Source organism: Citrobacter sp. Cpo045 (genome assembly GCF_030332875.1).
Lineage (GTDB): Bacteria > Pseudomonadota > Gammaproteobacteria > Enterobacterales > Enterobacteriaceae > Citrobacter > Citrobacter portucalensis.
On the sequence record NZ_JAOWGZ010000103.1, the window covers coordinates 773,102 to 792,045 of the forward strand.

At 55.5% G+C, this 18,944-nt stretch carries 20 protein-coding genes; 2 read left to right on the plus strand and 18 right to left on the minus strand.

Annotation, left to right across the window (positions count from 1 at the left end):
• Positions 1-60: 60 nt before the first annotated feature.
• The 9 genes from cysA to OGY13_RS19740 all read right to left on the minus strand — a co-directional run bounded on the left by cysA (position 61) and on the right by OGY13_RS19740 (position 7,484).
• A complete protein-coding gene (gene cysA / locus OGY13_RS19700; RefSeq protein ID WP_213752106.1) occupies positions 61-1,158 on the minus strand; it encodes a sulfate/thiosulfate ABC transporter ATP-binding protein CysA in 1,098 nt (365 codons plus the stop codon).
• On the minus strand, positions 1,148-2,023 hold the full coding sequence (cysW, locus tag OGY13_RS19705; protein WP_003038064.1) for a sulfate/thiosulfate ABC transporter permease CysW: 876 nt from the start codon (positions 2,021-2,023) through the stop codon (positions 1,148-1,150). Before cysW ends, cysA begins: the two co-directional genes overlap by 11 nt.
• Positions 2,023-2,856 (minus strand): sulfate/thiosulfate ABC transporter permease CysT, encoded by an 834-nt coding sequence (gene cysT / locus OGY13_RS19710; protein ID WP_003038061.1) that lies wholly within the window; start codon positions 2,854-2,856, stop codon positions 2,023-2,025. The genes cysW and cysT overlap by 1 nt, the downstream gene beginning before the upstream one ends.
• Positions 2,857-3,873, minus strand: coding sequence for a thiosulfate/sulfate ABC transporter substrate-binding protein CysP (cysP, locus tag OGY13_RS19715; protein WP_003835019.1), 1,017 nt, complete (start codon positions 3,871-3,873; stop codon positions 2,857-2,859). It lies immediately after the preceding gene.
• 157 nt (positions 3,874-4,030) lie between these two features.
• Positions 4,031-4,822, minus strand: coding sequence for an SDR family oxidoreductase UcpA (gene ucpA / locus OGY13_RS19720; RefSeq protein ID WP_003835020.1), 792 nt, complete (start codon positions 4,820-4,822; stop codon positions 4,031-4,033).
• A gap of 172 nt (positions 4,823-4,994) precedes the next feature.
• The gene (gene yfeX / locus OGY13_RS19725) at positions 4,995-5,894 is read right to left on the minus strand and encodes a porphyrinogen peroxidase (RefSeq protein WP_003835022.1); all 900 of its coding nucleotides are present in this window, start codon (positions 5,892-5,894) and stop codon (positions 4,995-4,997) included.
• A gap of 93 nt (positions 5,895-5,987) precedes the next feature.
• Positions 5,988-6,563: an RpoE-regulated lipoprotein gene (locus OGY13_RS19730; RefSeq protein ID WP_048215807.1), complete on the minus strand. Its 576-nt coding sequence runs from the start codon at positions 6,561-6,563 to the stop codon at positions 5,988-5,990.
• 59 nt (positions 6,564-6,622) lie between these two features.
• Positions 6,623-7,072, minus strand: a complete 450-nt coding sequence (locus OGY13_RS19735; protein WP_008785415.1) for a DUF2919 domain-containing protein — start codon at positions 7,070-7,072, stop codon at positions 6,623-6,625.
• Positions 7,059-7,484 (minus strand): GNAT family acetyltransferase, encoded by a 426-nt coding sequence (locus tag OGY13_RS19740; RefSeq protein ID WP_003038048.1) that lies wholly within the window; start codon positions 7,482-7,484, stop codon positions 7,059-7,061. The genes OGY13_RS19735 and OGY13_RS19740 overlap by 14 nt, the downstream gene beginning before the upstream one ends.
• 211 nt (positions 7,485-7,695) lie before the next feature.
• On the opposite strand from OGY13_RS19740, the gene amiA reads away from it, so the two are divergent.
• Positions 7,696-8,565, plus strand: a complete 870-nt coding sequence (gene amiA / locus OGY13_RS19745; RefSeq protein WP_003038046.1) for an N-acetylmuramoyl-L-alanine amidase AmiA — start codon at positions 7,696-7,698, stop codon at positions 8,563-8,565.
• Positions 8,566-8,567: 2 nt separating this feature from the next.
• Positions 8,568-9,467, plus strand: coding sequence for an oxygen-dependent coproporphyrinogen oxidase (gene hemF / locus OGY13_RS19750; RefSeq protein ID WP_213752107.1), 900 nt, complete (start codon positions 8,568-8,570; stop codon positions 9,465-9,467).
• A gap of 95 nt (positions 9,468-9,562) precedes the next feature.
• Here hemF and eutR read toward each other — a convergent pair whose 3' ends face one another.
• The 9 genes from eutR to eutJ form a co-directional block, all read right to left on the minus strand.
• Positions 9,563-10,615 carry an HTH-type transcriptional regulator EutR gene (eutR, locus tag OGY13_RS19755; protein ID WP_003835032.1) on the minus strand — a complete coding sequence of 351 codons (1,053 nt, stop codon included), beginning with the start codon at positions 10,613-10,615 and terminating at the stop codon, positions 9,563-9,565.
• 48 nt (positions 10,616-10,663) lie between these two features.
• Positions 10,664-11,194 (minus strand): ethanolamine utilization microcompartment protein EutK, encoded by a 531-nt coding sequence (eutK, locus tag OGY13_RS19760; RefSeq protein ID WP_003835033.1) that lies wholly within the window; start codon positions 11,192-11,194, stop codon positions 10,664-10,666.
• An 11-nt stretch (positions 11,195-11,205) separates the two neighbouring features.
• The gene (eutL, locus tag OGY13_RS19765; RefSeq protein ID WP_213752108.1) at positions 11,206-11,865 is read right to left on the minus strand and encodes an ethanolamine utilization microcompartment protein EutL; all 660 of its coding nucleotides are present in this window, start codon (positions 11,863-11,865) and stop codon (positions 11,206-11,208) included.
• A gap of 9 nt (positions 11,866-11,874) precedes the next feature.
• A complete protein-coding gene (gene eutC, locus OGY13_RS19770) occupies positions 11,875-12,771 on the minus strand; it encodes an ethanolamine ammonia-lyase subunit EutC (protein WP_008785418.1) in 897 nt (298 codons plus the stop codon).
• Between the two features lie 20 nt (positions 12,772-12,791).
• A complete protein-coding gene (gene eutB / locus OGY13_RS19775; RefSeq protein WP_003038029.1) occupies positions 12,792-14,153 on the minus strand; it encodes an ethanolamine ammonia-lyase subunit alpha in 1,362 nt (453 codons plus the stop codon).
• A gap of 11 nt (positions 14,154-14,164) precedes the next feature.
• Positions 14,165-15,568: an ethanolamine ammonia-lyase reactivating factor EutA gene (gene eutA / locus OGY13_RS19780; protein ID WP_048234758.1), complete on the minus strand. Its 1,404-nt coding sequence runs from the start codon at positions 15,566-15,568 to the stop codon at positions 14,165-14,167.
• Complete coding sequence (gene eutH, locus OGY13_RS19785) at positions 15,565-16,797, minus strand: ethanolamine utilization protein EutH (RefSeq protein WP_003835043.1); 1,233 nt, start codon at positions 16,795-16,797, stop codon at positions 15,565-15,567. Before eutH ends, eutA begins: the two co-directional genes overlap by 4 nt.
• A gap of 119 nt (positions 16,798-16,916) precedes the next feature.
• Positions 16,917-18,104, minus strand: coding sequence for an ethanolamine utilization ethanol dehydrogenase EutG (gene eutG, locus OGY13_RS19790; protein WP_008785420.1), 1,188 nt, complete (start codon positions 18,102-18,104; stop codon positions 16,917-16,919).
• Positions 18,094-18,933, minus strand: coding sequence for an ethanolamine utilization protein EutJ (eutJ, locus tag OGY13_RS19795; RefSeq protein ID WP_048234757.1), 840 nt, complete (start codon positions 18,931-18,933; stop codon positions 18,094-18,096). The genes eutG and eutJ overlap by 11 nt, the downstream gene beginning before the upstream one ends.
• Positions 18,934-18,944 lie beyond the last annotated feature (11 nt).

Sequence of the window (18,944 nt, forward strand, 5' to 3'; positions counted from 1 at the left end):
TGCACCTGGTAAGCCCGGTAAGCGCAGCGCCACCGGATGATAACTATACGAATTAACCTATCAGGCGCTTTGCGCCAGGGCAAGTTCCTCTTCCCGAGTTTCAATACGCTGGTCGCCGTTATACAGGCGCGCATTTTGCAACCCGACAAACAGACGTTCGCCGCGGCCAGGGGAATCATCGCCCTGCATGACTACCGTCAACGGTTCGTTATACCACCCCAGGGGTTGCACAACTAATTGGGTGTAGTGTCCTTTCGGGCTGGCTTCCAGCACTTGTACCGGCAACGGCGAATCCAGGCTGGTACGATGGCTCACGTCCACTTCCCACGGGCGCAGGAACAGATCCACCGGTCCCTGATAGCCAGGCGTATAACCCAGCGGCCAGCGGTGTGCGCCCACATGGAATTGGCCGCCACGAATCGTCCCCTGCAGGCGGTTAACCTCACCCATAAATTCCAGGACGAAACGAGTAGCCGGTTCGCGCCATACCTGATCCGGCGCATCAGCCTGTTCGATATGACCCTGACTCATCACCACCACGCGGTCTGCGACTTCCGTTGCTTCTTCCTGATCGTGGGTAACAAACACGCTGGTAAATTTCAGCTCTTCATGCAGCTGGCGCAGCCATCGACGCAGCTCTTTGCGCACCTGCGCATCAAGCGCGCCAAACGGTTCGTCGAGCAGCAGGATCTGCGGCTCTACCGCCAGCGCACGCGCCAACGCCACGCGCTGTTTTTGCCCGCCGGAGAGCTGTGCCGGGAAACGGTCCGCCAGATGAGCTAGTTGAACCATTTCCAGCAGTTTGGTCACTTTGGCTTTGATCGCCGCCGCGTTCGGACGCTCACGCCGTGGCAGAACTGTCAGACCAAACGCGATATTGTCGAAAACGGTCATATGACGAAACAGCGCATAGTGCTGGAACACGAACCCCACCTTACGGTCGCGGGCGTGCAATCGGCTGACGTCGGTACCGTGAAAACGGATATGCCCGCTAGACTGATGCTCCAGCCCGGCAATAATGCGCAGCAGCGTGGTTTTGCCCGAGCCGGATGGCCCCAGCAGCGCGACCATCTGACCTGAAGGAATATCCAGCGAGATATCGTTCAGCACCTGGGTGCGACCAAAAGACTTCTTAATATTGGCAATCTCAATGCTCATGATTTTCCTCCTGCTGCGCGCGTTTTTCCTGGTTCTCCAGACGCCATTGCAACATGCTCTTCAAAAACAGGGTAATAATCGCCATCAGCGTTAATAGCGCCGCGGCGGTAAAGGAGCCGACCGTGTTGTAGTCCTGCTCCAGTAATTCAATCTGTAGCGGCAGCGATAGGGTTTCGCCGCGAATCGAGCCGGAAACCACTGACACCGCACCAAACTCACCAATCGCACGGGCGTTGGTCAACACCACACCGTACAGCAATGCCCAACGGATATTCGGCAGCGTAACGCGGCGGAACATCTGCCAGCCGGATGCACCCAGCAACACAGCCGCTTCATCTTCATTGCTGCCCTGGCTTAACATCACCGGCACCAGCTCACGCACCACAAACGGACAGGTCACGAACACTGTCACCAGCACCATCCCCGGCCAGGCAAACATAATTTGCAGGTTATGCTCATCCAGCCACCCACCAAGCGGGCCGTTAGAGCCGTAAAACAGCAGATAGACCAGACCGGCGACCACCGGCGAGACAGCAAATGGAATATCCAGTAACGTTAGTAGTAGTTGGCGTCCTGGGAAGTTAAAACGGGTCACCAGCCAGGCCAGCAACACACCAAACACCAGGTTCACCGGCACCGCAATTAGCGCAATCAGCACCGTCAGCCAGATGGCATGCAGCATGTCCGGATCCGCCAGGTTCTGTAATACCGGCATTAATCCCTTGCTGAACGCCTGCACGAAGATGTAAATCATCGGCACCAGCAAAATAAACGCGGAGACCAGCATGCCCGTGCCGATCAGAAACCATTTTCCCCAGTTGATGCGGGGTGCGCCATAGCGTTTCAATTGGGTAATGTCTGCCATCAGTGACCTACCACACGTCGACCAAAGCGACTTTGCAGAGTGTTAATTGAAAACAGCAGCAACAACGAAGCCCCGAGGATCACAGAAGCAATCGCGCTGGCGGCCGGGTAGTCAAACTCCTGCAAGCGAACAAAAATCATCAGCGAGGTCACTTCCGTCTTCCATGCGATGTTTCCGGCGATAAAAATAACCGCGCCAAACTCACCGAGGCTGCGGGTAAACGACAGCGCAACGCCCGCCACCAGCGCAGGAGACAGCTCCGGCAGCACTACTTTACGGAAACTTTGCCAGCGCGTAGCACCGAGCGTTTCAGCTGCTTCTTCATATTCCGGGCCTAACTCTTCCAGTACCGGTTGCACGGTACGCACCACAAACGGAATGCTGGTAAAGGCCATCGCTACCGCGATACCGAGCCAGGTGTAGGTCACCTTGATATCCAGCTTCGCCAGCCACTCGCCGTAGAAGCCATTAACCGAAAACAGTGACGCCAGCGTCAGACCTGCCACCGCCGTAGGCAGTGCGAACGGCAGGTCCATCAGCGCATCCAGCAGCGTACGGCCCGGAAAGCGATAGCGGGTTAAGATCCACGCCATCAGCAAACCGAACACGCCGTTAAAAATCGACGCCACAAACGCCGACAGCAGCGTCACTTTATAAGCCGCCACCACCTGCGGATTGGTAATCACATCCCAGTATTGCGCCCAGCTCATTTGCGCCAGTTGCATCACCAGCGCGCTCAGCGGCAGCAGCAATATCAGGCAGACAAACAGTAAGCTGGTGCCCAGGCTCAAAGTGAAGCCGGGCAGCACACGTCGGGAAGAAACAGCAAACATTTACTTACGCCCCGCCGCCAGCAGTTTGTCCAGCTCACCGCCGCTGACAAAGTGCGTTTTCATCACTTCAGGCCACGAGCCAAACTTATCTTCCACACGGAACAATTCGGTCTGCGGGAATTTATCTTTCAGCTTGTCCATTACCTGCGGGTTATTCACGCGGTAGTAGAAATCGGTAATGATGGTTTGCGCCTGCGGGCTGTACAGCCAGTTCAGGTAAGCTTTCGCCGCTTTTTCAGTACCGTTGGCCTGCACATTTTTATCTACCCAGGCCACCGGGAACTCCGCCAGAATGTTGACCTTCGGCACCACCACTTCGAAGCCCTGGTCTTCGTACTGTTTACGGATATTGTTCACTTCCGATTCAAAGGTAATCAGTACGTCGCCCAGACCGCGCTCCACGAAGGTGGTAGTTGCACCACGACCGCCGGTATCAAATACTTCCACGTTTTTCAGAAACTGGGTCATGAACTGTTCGGTTTTAGCTTTATCCCCACCGTCCGCTTTATCTGCCGCGCCCCACGCAGCCAGATAGGTATAGCGTGCGTTACCGGAGGTTTTCGGGTTCGGGAAAATCAGCTTCACGTCCGGGCGAACCAGATCGTTCCATTCGTGGATATTCTTCGGGTTGCCCTTACGCACCAAAAACGCCATGGTGGAATAGAATGGCGAACTGTTATTCGGCAGGCGGCTTTGCCAGTCGGCAGGGATCAGCTTGCCTTTGTCATGCAGGATCTGCACGTCGGTCACCTGGTTATAGGTCACGACGTCAGCTTTCAGCCCCTGCAAAATCGCCAACGCCTGTTTTGATGACCCGGCATGAGATTGTTTAATCGTCAGTTTGTCGCCGCCGTTATCCTTCGCCCATTGCTGTTCAAACGGCGGATTAAGGGCGGCAAACAGCTCGCGGGAAACATCGTATGAACTGTTCAGCAGTTCCGTTGCCTGCGCCTGCCCCACCAGCAACAGCATGGCTGCCAGCGTCAGTGTTCTTTTTTTCAGTAAGTTAACGGCCATTGCGCACCCTTATAAATTAAATGACTTTCTTATGGTCATCATATTTATAACCAGTGCTAAAGGAGTAACGGTTTTATATACCGTTTGATGATTTGAAAGTTGAAAAGAGAATAAGGGGTACCTCCTCCCCAGCACATGGGGAGGAGACCGGCATCAATCAGACGCCGACGCTTACGCTTTCAGGCAAAGTGCTGCCGCCATCAATCACGTTTTGCGTGCCAGTTAAATAACTGGACTCATCCGATGCCAGGAACGCCGCCAGTTCACCGACCTCAAGCGGGCAGGCCAGACGACGCATCGGGATCGCTTTCGCCATTTCGACTAAAACGGATTCAGGATCTTCCGGGTTAGACTGACGCGCAATGCTTTCCGCCATCGGCGTACGAACGTAGCCAGGGCAAATGGCGTTCACGCGAATGCCGGACTGCGCATATTCTACCGCCAGGGATTTGGTCAAACCGATGATCGCGGCTTTCGACAGCGCGTAGGCCGTTTCGCCCGGGTCAGCAACCATATCGCCGGTCACCGATGACATCATCACGATGCGCCCATCTTTGCGCGCAATCATCTCCGGCAGAACGGCTTTCGTCACGTTCCAGACGCCTTTAATGTTGATATCAATGTGGAAATCGCGATCTTCATCGCTCATATCAAGGAAGTTGCCGAGGCGGCATACGCCGGCATTGTTCACCAGAATATCGATTTTGCCTTCAATCTGCTTCGCGCGCGTCACCGCTTCCTTGACCGACGCAAAATCTCTGACGTCAGCGTGAACGGCTGTGCAACGGTGCCCACGCCCAGCCAACTCATCCGCCAGTTTTTCAATCTCATCGGAGATATCCAGCAGGATTAAGTTCGCACCATGGCGGGCAAACGTTCTGGCGATACCCTCGCCAATACCCTGAGATGCGCCCGTAATCAATGCTGTTTTGCCCGTGAGTTTTCCCATTTCAATATTCTCCTTTTGAATATAAAGCCTTCGCTTCATTCACGCAGAAGATACAGCAATAACAAATTAGTGCTGAGGAATAGCTCACTAAATCAGGTTAATCTCAGGTAAAAAAAATCCCCGACGATGCGGGGATGTCTATTTCGTGGCCGATAACAGGATCAGCTCGCCATTACAGCGCCATTAAACGGTCCAGCGACGGTGCAAAGTAATAGCCGCCGGTTACCGGTTTGGTGAAGCGCAGCATCGCATCACGCTTACCGTCGGTGTCACCAAACATGCTCAGCAATTGTTGTTCAATGTTGTGCAGACGAGCGCAGTAGGCGCAGAAATAGAGACCATGCGTGCCGCTGGCAGTACCGTATGGCAGGCTCTGGCGCACAATTTTCAGCCCTTTACCGTCTTCTTTTAGGTCAACACGGCTCAGGTGAGAGGTGACCGGACGGTCATCACCGTCGATCTCTTCGTTGGCTTCCTTGGTACGACCAATCATCATTTCCTGGTCATGGATGCTCATGCGATTAAGCTGCTTCAGGTTATGTTCCCAACGCTGCACAAACACATAGCTGCCACCGGCATCCACACCATCTTTGATAACGGCAACTTCACGGCGCGTTTCTTCGCCTGCCGGGTTTTCCGTACCGTCAACAAAGCCGCTGAGATCGCGCTCTTCGACCCAACGGAAACCATGGATTTCTTCTTTAACTTCAATACAGTCGCCAAATGCTTCCATTGCCGCCTGCGCAACAGAGAAATTCACGTCATGACGCAAAGAGAGAATATGGATCAACACGTCATATTGGGTTGCTGGTGCCAGACCTTTACCGTAAGGGATAAAGTCTTTTAACTCTTCAGCACCGACGCCGCCGCTCAATGCACGCCAGGTGTTGTTGCCAAAAGCGACAACCGCGCCCAGATGCGCATCCGGGAACTTAGCTTCAAAGGTCGCCAGCTTATCGGCGAAGGTTTTGCTGGCCGCACGCAGGGCATCAACGTCGCCTTTAACATTGGCTTCAATCCAAATCGCCGCACGGCAATGTTCTGGCAAAATGCCACTCTGAACCTGAGACATTGTTCCTCCTGAAAAAAAGATGCCACGACATCGTGGCATTGATGGGCGCTATTCTACCTGTTTTTTTAACAAGCCGATTTGTTCAGACGCAAATTAACGCCGCCAGATAATTTTGCTTACTTTCCACGCTTTCAGCGTGTCGTCAGACGGCATTATATCCTCAGGCCCGCTCCATTCACCGGAAAAAATATAGCTAATATGTTGACTTCCTTCAGCTTTACACTCAACGCCCGCGCTGTCATCTCCGGTTGCTTTTTGGCAATTACCGAAAGCTTTAGTGTAAAGGTCGCTAAACGGTGTACCGATTTCGACACCCGCGGCTGACGAAATATCGTGATCTAATACATCAATACGACTGATGGTTCCCTGGCTGCCGTTGATGACTATCGCCAGCTTGTCGTCTTTCATCGCTTCATAGAAGCGCACCACATTACCGTTATCGGTCTTCATTCCGCTACGCAGGCGGTAATCGCCGTCCAGCGCATCAGCAATGGCTTTTTCATCCAGCGGCGTAGCGCCTGTTAACGCTCCGACGCCCTGCTCTGTGACCTGCGTTGAAGAACCAAACCAGTTCCACGGATTGGCGGCAGACCAGTTCACCGAGGACAACGTTGAACACCCGGCCAGTAGCAGCGGCATCGCGCATAAAGTCAAACGCAGTGATTTCATTTCACTTCCTTCCTTATTTATCAACGGTGCTTGGAGTCCGGTTTCCCCAAAAAGTGCCGTTATTCTTTCTCAAGGGAAAAACAGGCGCGCAGACGTTGATTGGTTAACAGCCAGATCAGCGCGACGATATCCGCCACCAGCAGCGCCAGCCCGACGCCGTTGAGCGGATCGCCTGCCAGCCACATCACCGGCTGCCAGCACAGCAGCACCAGTTGAGCGAGAATCAATAATCCGCGCAGCCAGCGCCAGAGCACCGGAAACGCAAAGCGTCGCCCGCTGAGTAAAAACGCCAACACGGCGGGAACGCCGGGAAGCAACCCCAGCCAGAATGCGTCATGATCGGGATAAAACAGATTCAGCAAGGTGTTGCCCTGCTCACGGGAAGAACCGGCAATCACAAACAATACCCAGGTGCGTGCCTGCAACAGCAGTACGCACCAGAAGAGAAAAGGCAGGCGCAGACGCCCATGACCGTCATAGTCGGCCGGATGAAACTCAGTACTCTTCATCTTCGATCAAACGCTTGCCCAGATTGAGTACATCCGCATGTTCATAGCCCAAACGTTCATACATGCCCTGTACGACGTCGTTATCGTCACGCACCATGATTTGAATCTTCGGACAACCGCGGGCAATGAGCTTTTTCTCCAGCCGGTTGAGCAGCGCATTGGCGATACCGCGTCCGCGAAACTCAGGATGCACGCCCAGGTAATAGGCGGAACCGCGATGCCCGTCGTATCCGCCCATCACCGTACCGACCACCTCGCCGTTCACTTCAGCGACGAGGAACAAGCTGACGTCATGATTGACTTTACGTTCGATGTCCATTTCAGGGTCGTTCCATGGACGCAGCAAATCACAACGCTCCCAGAGGGTGATCACCTCTTCGAAATCTTCCTGGCGAAAAACGCGTATTTCCATGGTATTGGGTACCTTTTCAGGACGTTAAAAAGCGATTATGGCGCGAACGGCTGATTTAGCCAATATCTGACGCGAAGCGGCGGAAAAAATGGCATAATACGGAATTGTCACGTATTGAAATGAAAAGTAAAACAATTCTTATCTCGATCCGTCGCAACGGACTACGCGATACGATATAACGTTTAGAACCTTTTTTTACAACTCAGGCCGTATGAGCACTTTTAAACCACTAAAAACACTCACATCGCGCCGCCAGGTGCTGAAAGCCGGGCTGGCCGCCCTGACGCTGTCAGGCATGTCACAAGCCATCGCTAAAGAAGAAGCGCTAAAGACCAGCAATGGACACAGCAAACCGAAAGCGAAAAAATCCGGTGCTAAGCGCGTTGTTGTCCTTGATCCGGGGCACGGAGGGATTGATACCGGCGCAATTGGTCGCAACGGCTCGAAAGAAAAGCACGTTGTGTTGGCTATTGCCAAAAACGTGCGCTCGATCCTACGTAACCAAGGGATTGATGCACGCCTGACCCGCTCCGGCGATACGTTTATTCCGCTCTACGATCGCGTCGAGATCGCCCACAAACATGGTGCCGATCTGTTCATGTCGATCCACGCCGACGGTTTTACCAATCCGAGCGCTGCGGGTGCTTCGGTCTTTGCCTTATCCAATCGCGGTGCCAGTAGCGCCATGGCGAAATATCTGTCCGATCGTGAAAACCGGGCCGATGAAGTCGCCGGAAAGAAAGCCACTGATAAAGATCATTTGTTGCAGCAGGTGCTGTTCGATCTGGTGCAAACTGACACCATAAAAAACAGCCTGACGTTAGGCTCGCATATTCTTAAGAAGATCAAGCCGGTACACCGTCTGCACAGTCGCAGCACGGAACAGGCCGCCTTCGTGGTGCTAAAATCACCTTCGATTCCGTCGGTCCTGGTCGAAACCTCGTTCATCACCAACCCGGAAGAAGAACGATTGCTGGGTACGGCGGCGTTTCGTCAGAAAATCGCCACCGCTATCGCCAATGGCATCATCAGCTATTTCCACTGGTTTGATAACCAGAAAGCACACTCGAAGAAACGTTAACCATGAAGCCCGATGCACAGCGCGTAAAACAGTTCCTGCTCAGCCTGCAGGATGAAATTTGTCAGCAGTTATCCACCGTAGACGGCAGCGAATTTGTTGAGGATAACTGGCAACGCGAAGCGGGCGGCGGCGGGCGCAGTCGGGTGTTGCGTAACGGCGGTATTTTCGAGCAAGCAGGCGTCAACTTCTCCCACGTCCACGGCGATGCAATGCCGGCCTCGGCTACCGCACATCGCCCGGAGCTTGCCGGGCGCAGTTTTGAAGCCATGGGCGTCTCGCTGGTAGTGCATCCGCAGAATCCCTACATTCCAACCAGCCATGCCAACGTACGTTTTTTTATCGCGGAAAAACCGGGGGCCGATCCCGTGTGGTGGTTTGGCGGCGGCTTTGACTTAACGCCCTTCTACGGCTTTGATGAGGATGCGGTTCACTGGCATCGCACGGCGCGGGACCTGTGCCAGCCGTTTGGCGATGACGTTTATCCACGTTACAAAAAGTGGTGCGATGACTACTTCTTCCTCAAGCACCGCAACGAGCAGCGCGGCATTGGCGGGCTGTTTTTCGATGATTTGAATACCCCTGATTTCGACCACTGCTTCGCTTTTATGCAGGCGGCAGGTCAAGGATACACCGAGGCGTATCTGCCCATCGTCGAACGCCGCAAAATGATGAGCTGGGGCGAGCGCGAGCGTAATTTCCAGCTTTATCGTCGTGGGCGCTATGTGGAATTTAATCTGGTGTGGGATCGCGGCACGTTGTTCGGTTTGCAAACCGGCGGGCGCACGGAGTCGATTCTGATGTCGATGCCACCGCTGGTACGCTGGGAGTATGACTGGCAGCCGGAAGCGAACAGCCCGGAAGCTGCCCTTAGCGAGTTTATTCAGGTCCGCGACTGGGTGTAATTGCCTGATGGCGCTACGCTTATCAGGCCTACAACAACGGCAAACCCGTAGGCCGGATAAGACGCGTTAGCGTCGCATCCGGCACAATAATCTCATCATGCCCACTGGCGCATACGCTGATGCAGCGTCAACGACGGTTTCTCCGCAAACAGCTGCTGGTAGTCGGTGGCAAACTGCCCTAAATGCCAGAATCCCCACTGCATGGCGGCGTCTTTCACCGTCGCACTCTGCGACCATGGGCTTATCAACTCACGGCGCACGGCGTTCAGGCGAATACGTTTCAACCAGGCATTCGGGCCAATACCGAGGATCGCGTGAAAGGCGTTTTGCAACGTCCGGCGGCTAACGTGCAGCTGATTGCATAAGTCGAGCACGGTCAGCGGCTCTGACATATTTTCCAGCACATATTCGCGCGCACGTGACAGCAAGCGACGATAGCTCTGATGGCTGATGCTCTCCGCAGTCATAATCGGCTGCGCTTCTTCCAGCATGGTGCCCATCGCCAGCAGCAGGTTATCCCCTAACACTTTACGCACCGCGGGTTGGTGAAGGTTTTCAGGATTCTCACTAAACGTCGCCAGCGCCTGCTGCACAAAGCCCCATAGCGCGGCTTTGTGTTGTTCTTTAACTTCCAGCGCCGACTGATTGCGCAGCATATGTAGCACCCTTTCCGGGTTATGCAGGAAGTTGGCCTGACGAGCAATGGCCTCTTCCGAAATGACGACACCCAAAATGGTGTAATCATCCGGCGTACTCAGTTCAAACTCCGTCCCGCCTGGGCGGGTGGCAATTTCAGCGCTACCCAAACACTGGGTACCAATAAATCCCTGCTCGCCGCGCGTGGCCGGAATGCCAAACCAAAATGAGTTTGGCCAGACAAGGCACGACTGACGCAGCGCCAGTCCGGTGTATTCACGGAACACCTGAATATCATCGAGCAGGATTTCCGTGAACTCGCCATGAAATTTTCCCGGATGCAGCTGGTCGTAGATCTGCTGCCAGGCGGTAATCGTCAGCGCGTGCTCATACACATCCGTTGTTCGCCGTTGGTGAACGTTGTCCACTTCCACTTTCGGCGTCAGTTTAACGTCTTCGGGTAATACTTCATGATAAAGATGGTGCAAGTTTGCAGTACGGTTCTTTTTCATGATCTTTTAAGCCGGAAGCTTCAACGAAGCCCCCGGCCCTCCGACAGGTTAATTTTTTAAGCGGTAGCGACTACTGCGTTTACGCAACGCTCCATCAGAAAAGAGCTGTTCCAGCGCATTTCTGGCTTCATCAAGTGACCAGCCAAAGTGGGCCGCCACTTCCCCTGCCGTCATTCCTTGACGGACCGATGCTAACAGCGTCAGAAGTTGGGCAGAGGATTCAGACGTCACTGGGGCGTCCTGTGTCTTCTCTGGTTTCACTTCTGTTTTCGCTTCTGGCTTCTGTTCAGGTTTCTTCGGCTGGCGTTTAAAACCGCCGATCAGCCACTGGGTGTCATCGTCCGGCCGGCCTATTTCCTTACGGCTGATAACACGGCCCGTACGCGCTGCGGCTGCACTGCCAGCATCCAGCGCTGCGCGGCATGCCGCCAGATCGCCTTCCACCACCAGCGTCAGCCGACCAGGATCGAGCACTTCGTGGCTAAGCAGACGCACGTTCGCGGCTTTCAGCATGGCATCGGCCGCGTCCACGGCAGCCACCATGCCATCCACTTCCAGTAATCCCAGTGCATTGATCATCACTACCTCTCTTATGCGCGCTGGATTGGATTACGGGCAATATCCAGAACGGCATCAGCAAAGGCGTTACATGCGGCTTTACAAGCGGCCTGGCTACCGGTCAAAAACGCGGCTGAATAGTTAGTTTCTGACGGCGGTGGTACATAGGTCACCAGTTGTACATCGGCAGATTTCAGCGCGGCATCAATACCAAATGTCGCTTCCAGCTGCGGTGCTACCAGATACGCCATCGGATCGCCCAGTCGGCATCCCGCGGTTGCGGAGAGATACGAACCGGTACGCGAAACCACATGCGCCAGGAAGGCGGTATCTTCTGCGTCATTCGCCCACTGGAATGCCGCACCGCTTTCAATATTGGCCACCATCGCGTCCAGACCCGCGCGAACTTCGGCCGGGTTTGGTCCACCGAGCATAATCAGCACTTCGCCCGATGTTGGAGAGGGACTGTGCGCCGCACCGGCATACAGCGAGCGGCCATAAACCACTTCGACCATTGCCTGTTTTGTCGCTTCGTCTGCGGCAATATACGCCACGTCATCAGAATCTGCTGTGATGAGTCCGAGGCTACGTATATGTGGCGGTAATTTAAGTTCGCGGGCAAAACCGTCATTTACCGAGGCAATCACACGCATTGCGGTGACTGAGGGTCTAATTAAATCTAATGCTGGCATGATGCCTCCTTAACGGGTCATATTGATGCCGGATGCTTTTTGCTCCAGCATGCGCTTGGCCAAATCCACAATCACCGCCGCCGCTTCAACCGGTGGCGTACCGCCCTGGTGAATGTTCGAGATACAGGTACGATCAGCCTCAACGGTGGTCGCCACACGCGGCGAATAGACGGCATAGCAAGAAAGACTTTCCGACTGGCCGAGGCCCGGACGTTCACCAACCAGCAGGATCACCGCTTTTGCACCCAGCAGTTCGCCGATCTGATCTTCGATTTTCACGCGCCCATAGCGAACAAAGAACGGCGTCCCGACCTTCAATCCGGCCTGTTTTAAGCCCGACAACAGCGGCGGCAGGATCTCTTCATAGTTAGCGGTAATCGCGTCGGTAGACAGGCCATCAGAAATAATCACCTGCACATCCGGATTCATTACACACTGTGATTTCAGTGCTTCAATGGCTTCCGCACTCAGACGACGCCCCATATCCGGACGCGTCAGATACAGGTTTTTGTCGCTGATTTCCGAGCGCACTTCCAGCAGCCCCTGGGCTTTTACCCACTCTTCCGGCACTTCTTTCAATACCGTATCTTTCGAACGCGAGTGGTCAGCCAGGAAACGCAGCAGCGCCTGGGTACGCGGACGAGGACCGGCACGACCGGTACATACACGCGCAGCGGTGCTACGACGAAGTTCAGTCAACACCTCTGCACGGTGCGGATTCTCAACGCCAATCCATGCTTTGGCTTCGGCTGAGCCTAAGTCCATCGCGCAGCTTTCACCGGTCGGCGCGGCGCACTGCGTGGTGCTGCATTTTGCTGGTGCTGACGGTTCTTGAGCCTGCGGTTGAGACTCACCCATTGACGCCATTACGCTGCGTACAATTTCTTCAATCTGTTTTTGATCCATCGTGTGTCATCCCCGCGTCATCAGAAGAACAGTGACGGATCGCCCGCCCGTTTGGTCAGGCGACCGTTTGCCATAATGCCCATGGTTTCCAGCCAGCGTTCAAACTCCGGCGACGGACGCAGGTTCAGCAGCTGACGCACGGTCGCGGTGTCATGGAAGGCGGTGGTCTGATAGTTGAGCATGATGTCGTCACCGAGCGGCATGCCCATGATGTAGTTGCAGCCAGCGGTGGCGAGCAGAATCATCAGGTTTTCGTTAAGGTTCTGGTCAGCATCAGCATGGTTGGTGTAGCAGCAGTCGCAGCCCATTGAGATGCCGCTCAGCTTGCCCATAAAGTGATCTTCCAGACCCGCGCGAATAATCTGACGGTCGTTGTAGAGATACTCCGGCCCGATAAAGCCCACCACGGTGTTCACCAGGAACGGATCATAGTGGCGTGCCAGCCCGTAGTTACGCGCTTCCATCGTCACCTGATCGGCGCCGAAGTTCGCGCCCGCGGAAAGTGCAGACCCTTGCCCGGTTTCGAAGTACAGGCAGTTTTCCCCGGCGATACGGTTGAACTCAGCGCCCACTGCGCGCGCTTCATCCAGCATGGCCAGCTCAACGCCAAACTCTTTTAAGCCTTTTTCGCTACCGCAGATACTCTGGAAAATCAGCCCGCCCGGCGCGCCGCGACGAATCGCTTCGATCTGGGTAGTCACGTGTGCCAGTACGCAGCCCTGGGTCGGGATGTTGAATTTGTCGATAACGCCGTACACGGTATCCAGTACGCGGCTTAAGTTTTCCACGTCATCCGTTACCGGGTTTACGCCGATCACCGCATCGCCCGCCCCGAAGGACAGCCCTTCGTAGATTTGTGCGGCAATACTCTGCACGTCATCACGGGTGTCGTTCGGCTGCAAACGGCAGCTGAAGGTGCCCGGCAGACCGATGGTGGTATTGGCCTTTTTGATCACCGGCATTTTCTTACCGCCGTAGATCAGGTCCGCGTTAGAGCAGATTTTTGCTACCGCAGCGACCACTTCCGACGTTAACCCTTTGCGCGTAAACGCAATGTCATCAACGGAGGTTTCATCGCTCAGCACGTACTCGCGCAGCTCGCTGATACTCCAGTTTTTGATACGGTTATAGGCCGTCTCGTTGACGTCATCCTGAATCAGACGAGTAACACAGTCCTCTTCATAGGAAATCACCGGGTTATTGCGGATATCCGCCACCGTCATTTCCGACAGTACCTGCTTGGCCGCCACGCGCTCCTGCGAACTGGTTGCGGCCACTCCTGCCAGCACATCCCCCGAACGCAGTTCGTTGGCTTTTGCCAGCACCTCTTTAACATCCTTAAACTGATAAACATTGCCGAACAATGTGGTCTTTAGTTTCATAAGTCGTTCCCTCAGGAAGGAAATGCGAGTGATTTCACCGTCACCGGCACAACCGATCCGCCAAAAAGAGGCGTACCAATGTCGATATAGTCCCCCGCCCGGACAACCACCTCATCGATGACTGCCAGCGGGTGTTGCTGTAACTGTGGGCGTAACAGCATGCCCAGGGCCTTACCAAAATCCTGCTCGGCTACCACCAGCAGGGGATGCGGATTCGGATAGCGCGCGACAAAGGCCAGCAGCGCATCAATCACCGTTAACAGCGCGGCATAGCGCACCGGCAGCGAACCGGGCAGCGCCAGCACGTAGGCGTCCGTTTGCGGGTCCAGATCGAGCTGCATTAGCGCCTGTTGCCAGGCGGCCACCAAATCAGCCTCATCAACCGGAATCGCCACCGGCAGATTGCGCAGCGGAAGCGCCACGCCTTCCAGCCAGATGGTGCTGCCCGAAAGCGACAGCGTATGCGCACCGGCGCCAATCACCGTGGCGCGCACGGTTTGCGCCGGGAACTGCACGTTCATCTCACGCAGGCGCGGATGTTCATGCAGTGCCGTTGCTAACAGCGGGCCAATGTCGGAAAAACAGAACGGATCGGCTGGTTGGTTGCGGTAGCACTCGCCCACCCCGCCGGACAACGTAATCACTTCCGGTTTCACGCCCGCCGGTAACAGGCCGGTTTGCATCAGCGCCTGCGCCAGCGGTGATAACGTGCCGTCAATCACCTCCACAATGAGCGCCGCCATCCGTCGGGCTACCTGAACAAGCTGCGCCGCATTGAGGGTTCGGGCGTCGGTGCCCGGACCAAATACGTCATCAACAACCATCTGCCCCGGCTGATGCGCATGTACTACTCGCCCCTGGCCGTCCGTTTCCAGCAGTCGCCCGCCGACGTTGAGGCAAGCCGAACCGCTGACCTTTCCAGCATCAAACAGAACGTAGTTCGACGTACCGCCACCGATGTCGATATTCAGTACGCGGCACAACTTCTGCTCGGACAGGGTTTGTGCCCCCGCACCGTGACCGGCAATCACCGATTCCAGATGCGGTCCGGCGCTGGCCACCACAAAATCCCCCAGCGACTGAGAGAGCGCCATCACCGCCGGACGCGCATTACGGGTTTTGGCACTTTCTCCGGTGATGATGATCGCGCCGGAATCGACAGTCTCAGGTGCAATACCCGCCGCCTGATACTGGGCGAGGATCAGCGCCTTAAGTTCGGCCTCTTTCAACCCGCCCTGCTTATCAACGGGGGTAAAGAACACCGGGCTTTGCCAGCTAATTTCGCGTTTGATGAATTCGTAGCGCGGCACCTGCGACACTGCCGCACGGTTGACTAACTCAAGGCGCGAGAAAATCACCTGAGTGGTAGTGGTGCCGATATCGATACCGACGCTCAGTAGCTGGCGAGTATTCACGATTGCGCCTCCGGGTTGGTTTCTACTTCTGCTGGCACATCTTCATCTTTCGGTACCAACAGCATAGCCACACCAATCGCCGTCACGCCGCCAATCAACTTGCCGACAATCATCGGGAAGATCATCGCGTTCATGTTGGCAGCGGCGAAGCCTAAGTGGTCACCCAGTGCAAAGGCCGCGGAGACCGCGAAGGCGCAGTTGATCACTTTGCCGCGGGTATCCATATTCTTCATCATGCCGAACATTGGGATGTTGTTCGCCAGCGTCGCAACCATACCGGCAGCCGCAATATTATTGATTTTTAACAGGTTACCGACGCTCATCAGCGGTTTTTCAAACCAGCGGGTTAGCAGCAGTACCATTGGGTACGCACCGAGCAGTACGCAGGAAATAGAACCGATAACTTCGATGGCGCGCATCACTTCACCCGGCTTGTCGCCCGGAGCCATGAAGATAGGATCAAGACCTGGGATCAGCTCCCAGCCGAGCAGGAATTTGACCACCGCTGCTGCCAGGCCGATGGTGATCAGCGCCACCAGGAATTTCGCGAAGATCTGGAAGCCGTTGATCATTTTTTCCGGGATGAATTTCAGTCCCAGCGCCACCAGCACAGCCACGATCAGCACCGGGATCATATTCATAAGGATCAGCGCGAAGGTGAACTCCACCGGCTGTCCGTTGATTTCGACGCCGGAGTACATCGCAATCAAACCGCCCGCAATACAACCAATCGGAATGGTGACAATACCCGCCAGCACGCCCAGCGCCAGATAACGACGGTCAGACGGTTCAATAATCCCCAGCGCAACCGGAATGGAGAAGACCAGCGTCGGCCCCATCATCGCCCCGAGGATCAGGCCAGAGTACAGCCACGCCGCAACGTCGCCGCCCGCCAGTTCTTTCGCCAGGAAGAAGCCGCCCATATCGCACGCCAGCAGCGTTCCGGCAAACATCGACGGGTTCGCGCCCAGCATTTCATACAGCGGAATAATTACTGGCCCGAGCACATGCGCCAGAACCGGTGCCAGCGCGGTCATACCGACCATCGCCAGACCCAGCGCGCCCATCGCCATAAAACCTTCTTCAAACTGGCCGCCCGATCCCTCAATACTCTTACCGAACTTACCGAGGAAGCGCGCCGAACCGCCGAACTGCGACAGGATCCTGTCCACGGCGGCAATCAGCATAAAGAACATCATGATGTACATGATGATTTCGTTAATTCCCATAGCCCCTACTCCCTGTCATTTGTGATTTGTAGGCCGGATAAGACGTTTACGTCGCCTCCGGCATTAACGCCGTGTTATTACCGGATGGTGGTGCGAGCACCTTATCCGGCCTACAGGCATTACCCGGCAGCCGCGTACAGGTCGATGATCTGTGCCTGCGTGGCGGTGCGTGGGTTACTGCGAATACAAATATCCTCCAGCGCGGCGTGAGCCCATGCGCTGTACTGCTCGGGCTTTGCCCCAACGTCAGAGAGTCGTTTGGTCTGGCCCACTTCGCTAATCAACTCGCTGACCGCGTTGATAGCATCACGATCGTCCGATTTCTTGTTGGTTAACGCGCGTCCGATATGGCTAAAGCGCTCACGACACACCATGCGGTTGAACCCCATTACCGTGGGAAGCAGCATGGCGTTAGCCTGTCCGTGTGGAATGTGCAACGTCGCCCCCGGCTGGTGCGCCATCGCATGGCACAGGCCAAGCCCAGCGCTGGAAAACGCCATCCCGGCCATACAGGAAGCCAGCAGCATGCTTTCGCGCGCCGCCAGATCCTGACCGTAGCCGACGGCCTTCGGCAGCGATTTACCGATCATCGCTATCGCACCAATCGCCAGGCTGTCGGTAAACGGCGTCGCGTTCAGGGCGCTATACGCTTCAACGGCGTGCGTCAGTGCATCAATCCCGGTCATCGCCGTTACGTGCGCAGGCACACCTTCCGTCAATGCGGCGTCAAGGATCGCCACATCCGGCATCAGGGTTGCGTGGGCCAGTACTTTTTTGAGTCCGGTCGCGGCGTCGATAATCACCGTGACGTTCGTGGTTTCTGAGCCCGTTCCGGCGGTAGTCGGTACGGCAATCAGCGGCAGACGCGGGCGTAACACGCTACGCTCGTCCATGTCAGCCAGCGTCTGGGTAGGATTGGTCACCAGCAACGCCACTGCCTTGGCGGCATCCAGCACGGAACCGCCGCCGAAAGCCACGACACCGTCGCACTTTGATTCACGCAGTTGCGCGACTGCCGCGCAGACGTCCGTAATGCACGGTTCACCTACCGGACATGGCCACAGCGTCATTGCCACACCTTTCATCGCCAGGCTGCGCTCCAGTGCGGCGGTCATCCCCGCCTGATGCAGAAAGCTGTCAACCATGACGAACATATGCGTCAGTCCGCGCGTTTGTGCTTCCTGTCCGCAGGTACTAAGCGCTCCCAGTCCACATAACGTAACCGGGGGAACGCTAAACGTTTTTACGCGTTGCAGATTCAGGGTATCGAATGCCTGAAAGAGCGCGGTCTGCAATTCAGCTTGCATAGATTCCTTCCGCTTTTTCTTTTCCGCTGTTTGCAATCGCCAGCGGAGTCATAAACAGGCTGTGCTGGGGTAAATGCACCTGCAGTTCCGGGAAACGCTTACGGAACAGTTCATCAACGCCTGGCTGCATACAGGAGCCACCCGCCAGCCACAAATCAGCGACATCCTGTCCGGCAATATGGTGCGCCACGATTTCCGCCATCTTTTCGTAGACAGGCTTCACCACCGGCCAGATTTCTTTGCCATTGCTGCGCTTGTACTGCTCGGCTTCTTCCAACTGGATACGACGGTTCCCGGCCAGCGTCAGAGAGATATGGTGCCCGCCAGTCGCTTCATCAGCGGAGTAAGTCACTTTGCCCTGTTTAACAATCGCAATCCCGGTAGTGCCACCACCAATATCCACCACGCCGGCGTTATCAAGCTGCAACAGATCCGCCACCGCGGTTGGTTCGTCGAGGACATGGCTCACTTCAAGCCCGGCAGACTCCAGCACGTTAATAGAGATGCGTGGGTCAGTTCCCGGTGGAAACGAGGTTGCCGCATGGGTAAAACGGCAACCCAGTTGTTGTTCGAGCGTATCGAGATGGCGACGAACGATGGTCACCGCACCAAAGAAATCCCAGACGATGCCATCGCGCACGACATCGGCCCAGTCCAGGCAAACCGCGACCGGCTGTCCATCACTGTCCACAACCATCGACACCACATCACACGTTCCCAAATCAATGCCCAACCACAGCGGTGAATCGCTCTTTGCGGGCGTCTGGTTACATAGCGTTGCCGCTTTTAGCAGTCTGGGTGTCAACCAACGTTGTTCGTCGTGCGCCATCTCATTTACTC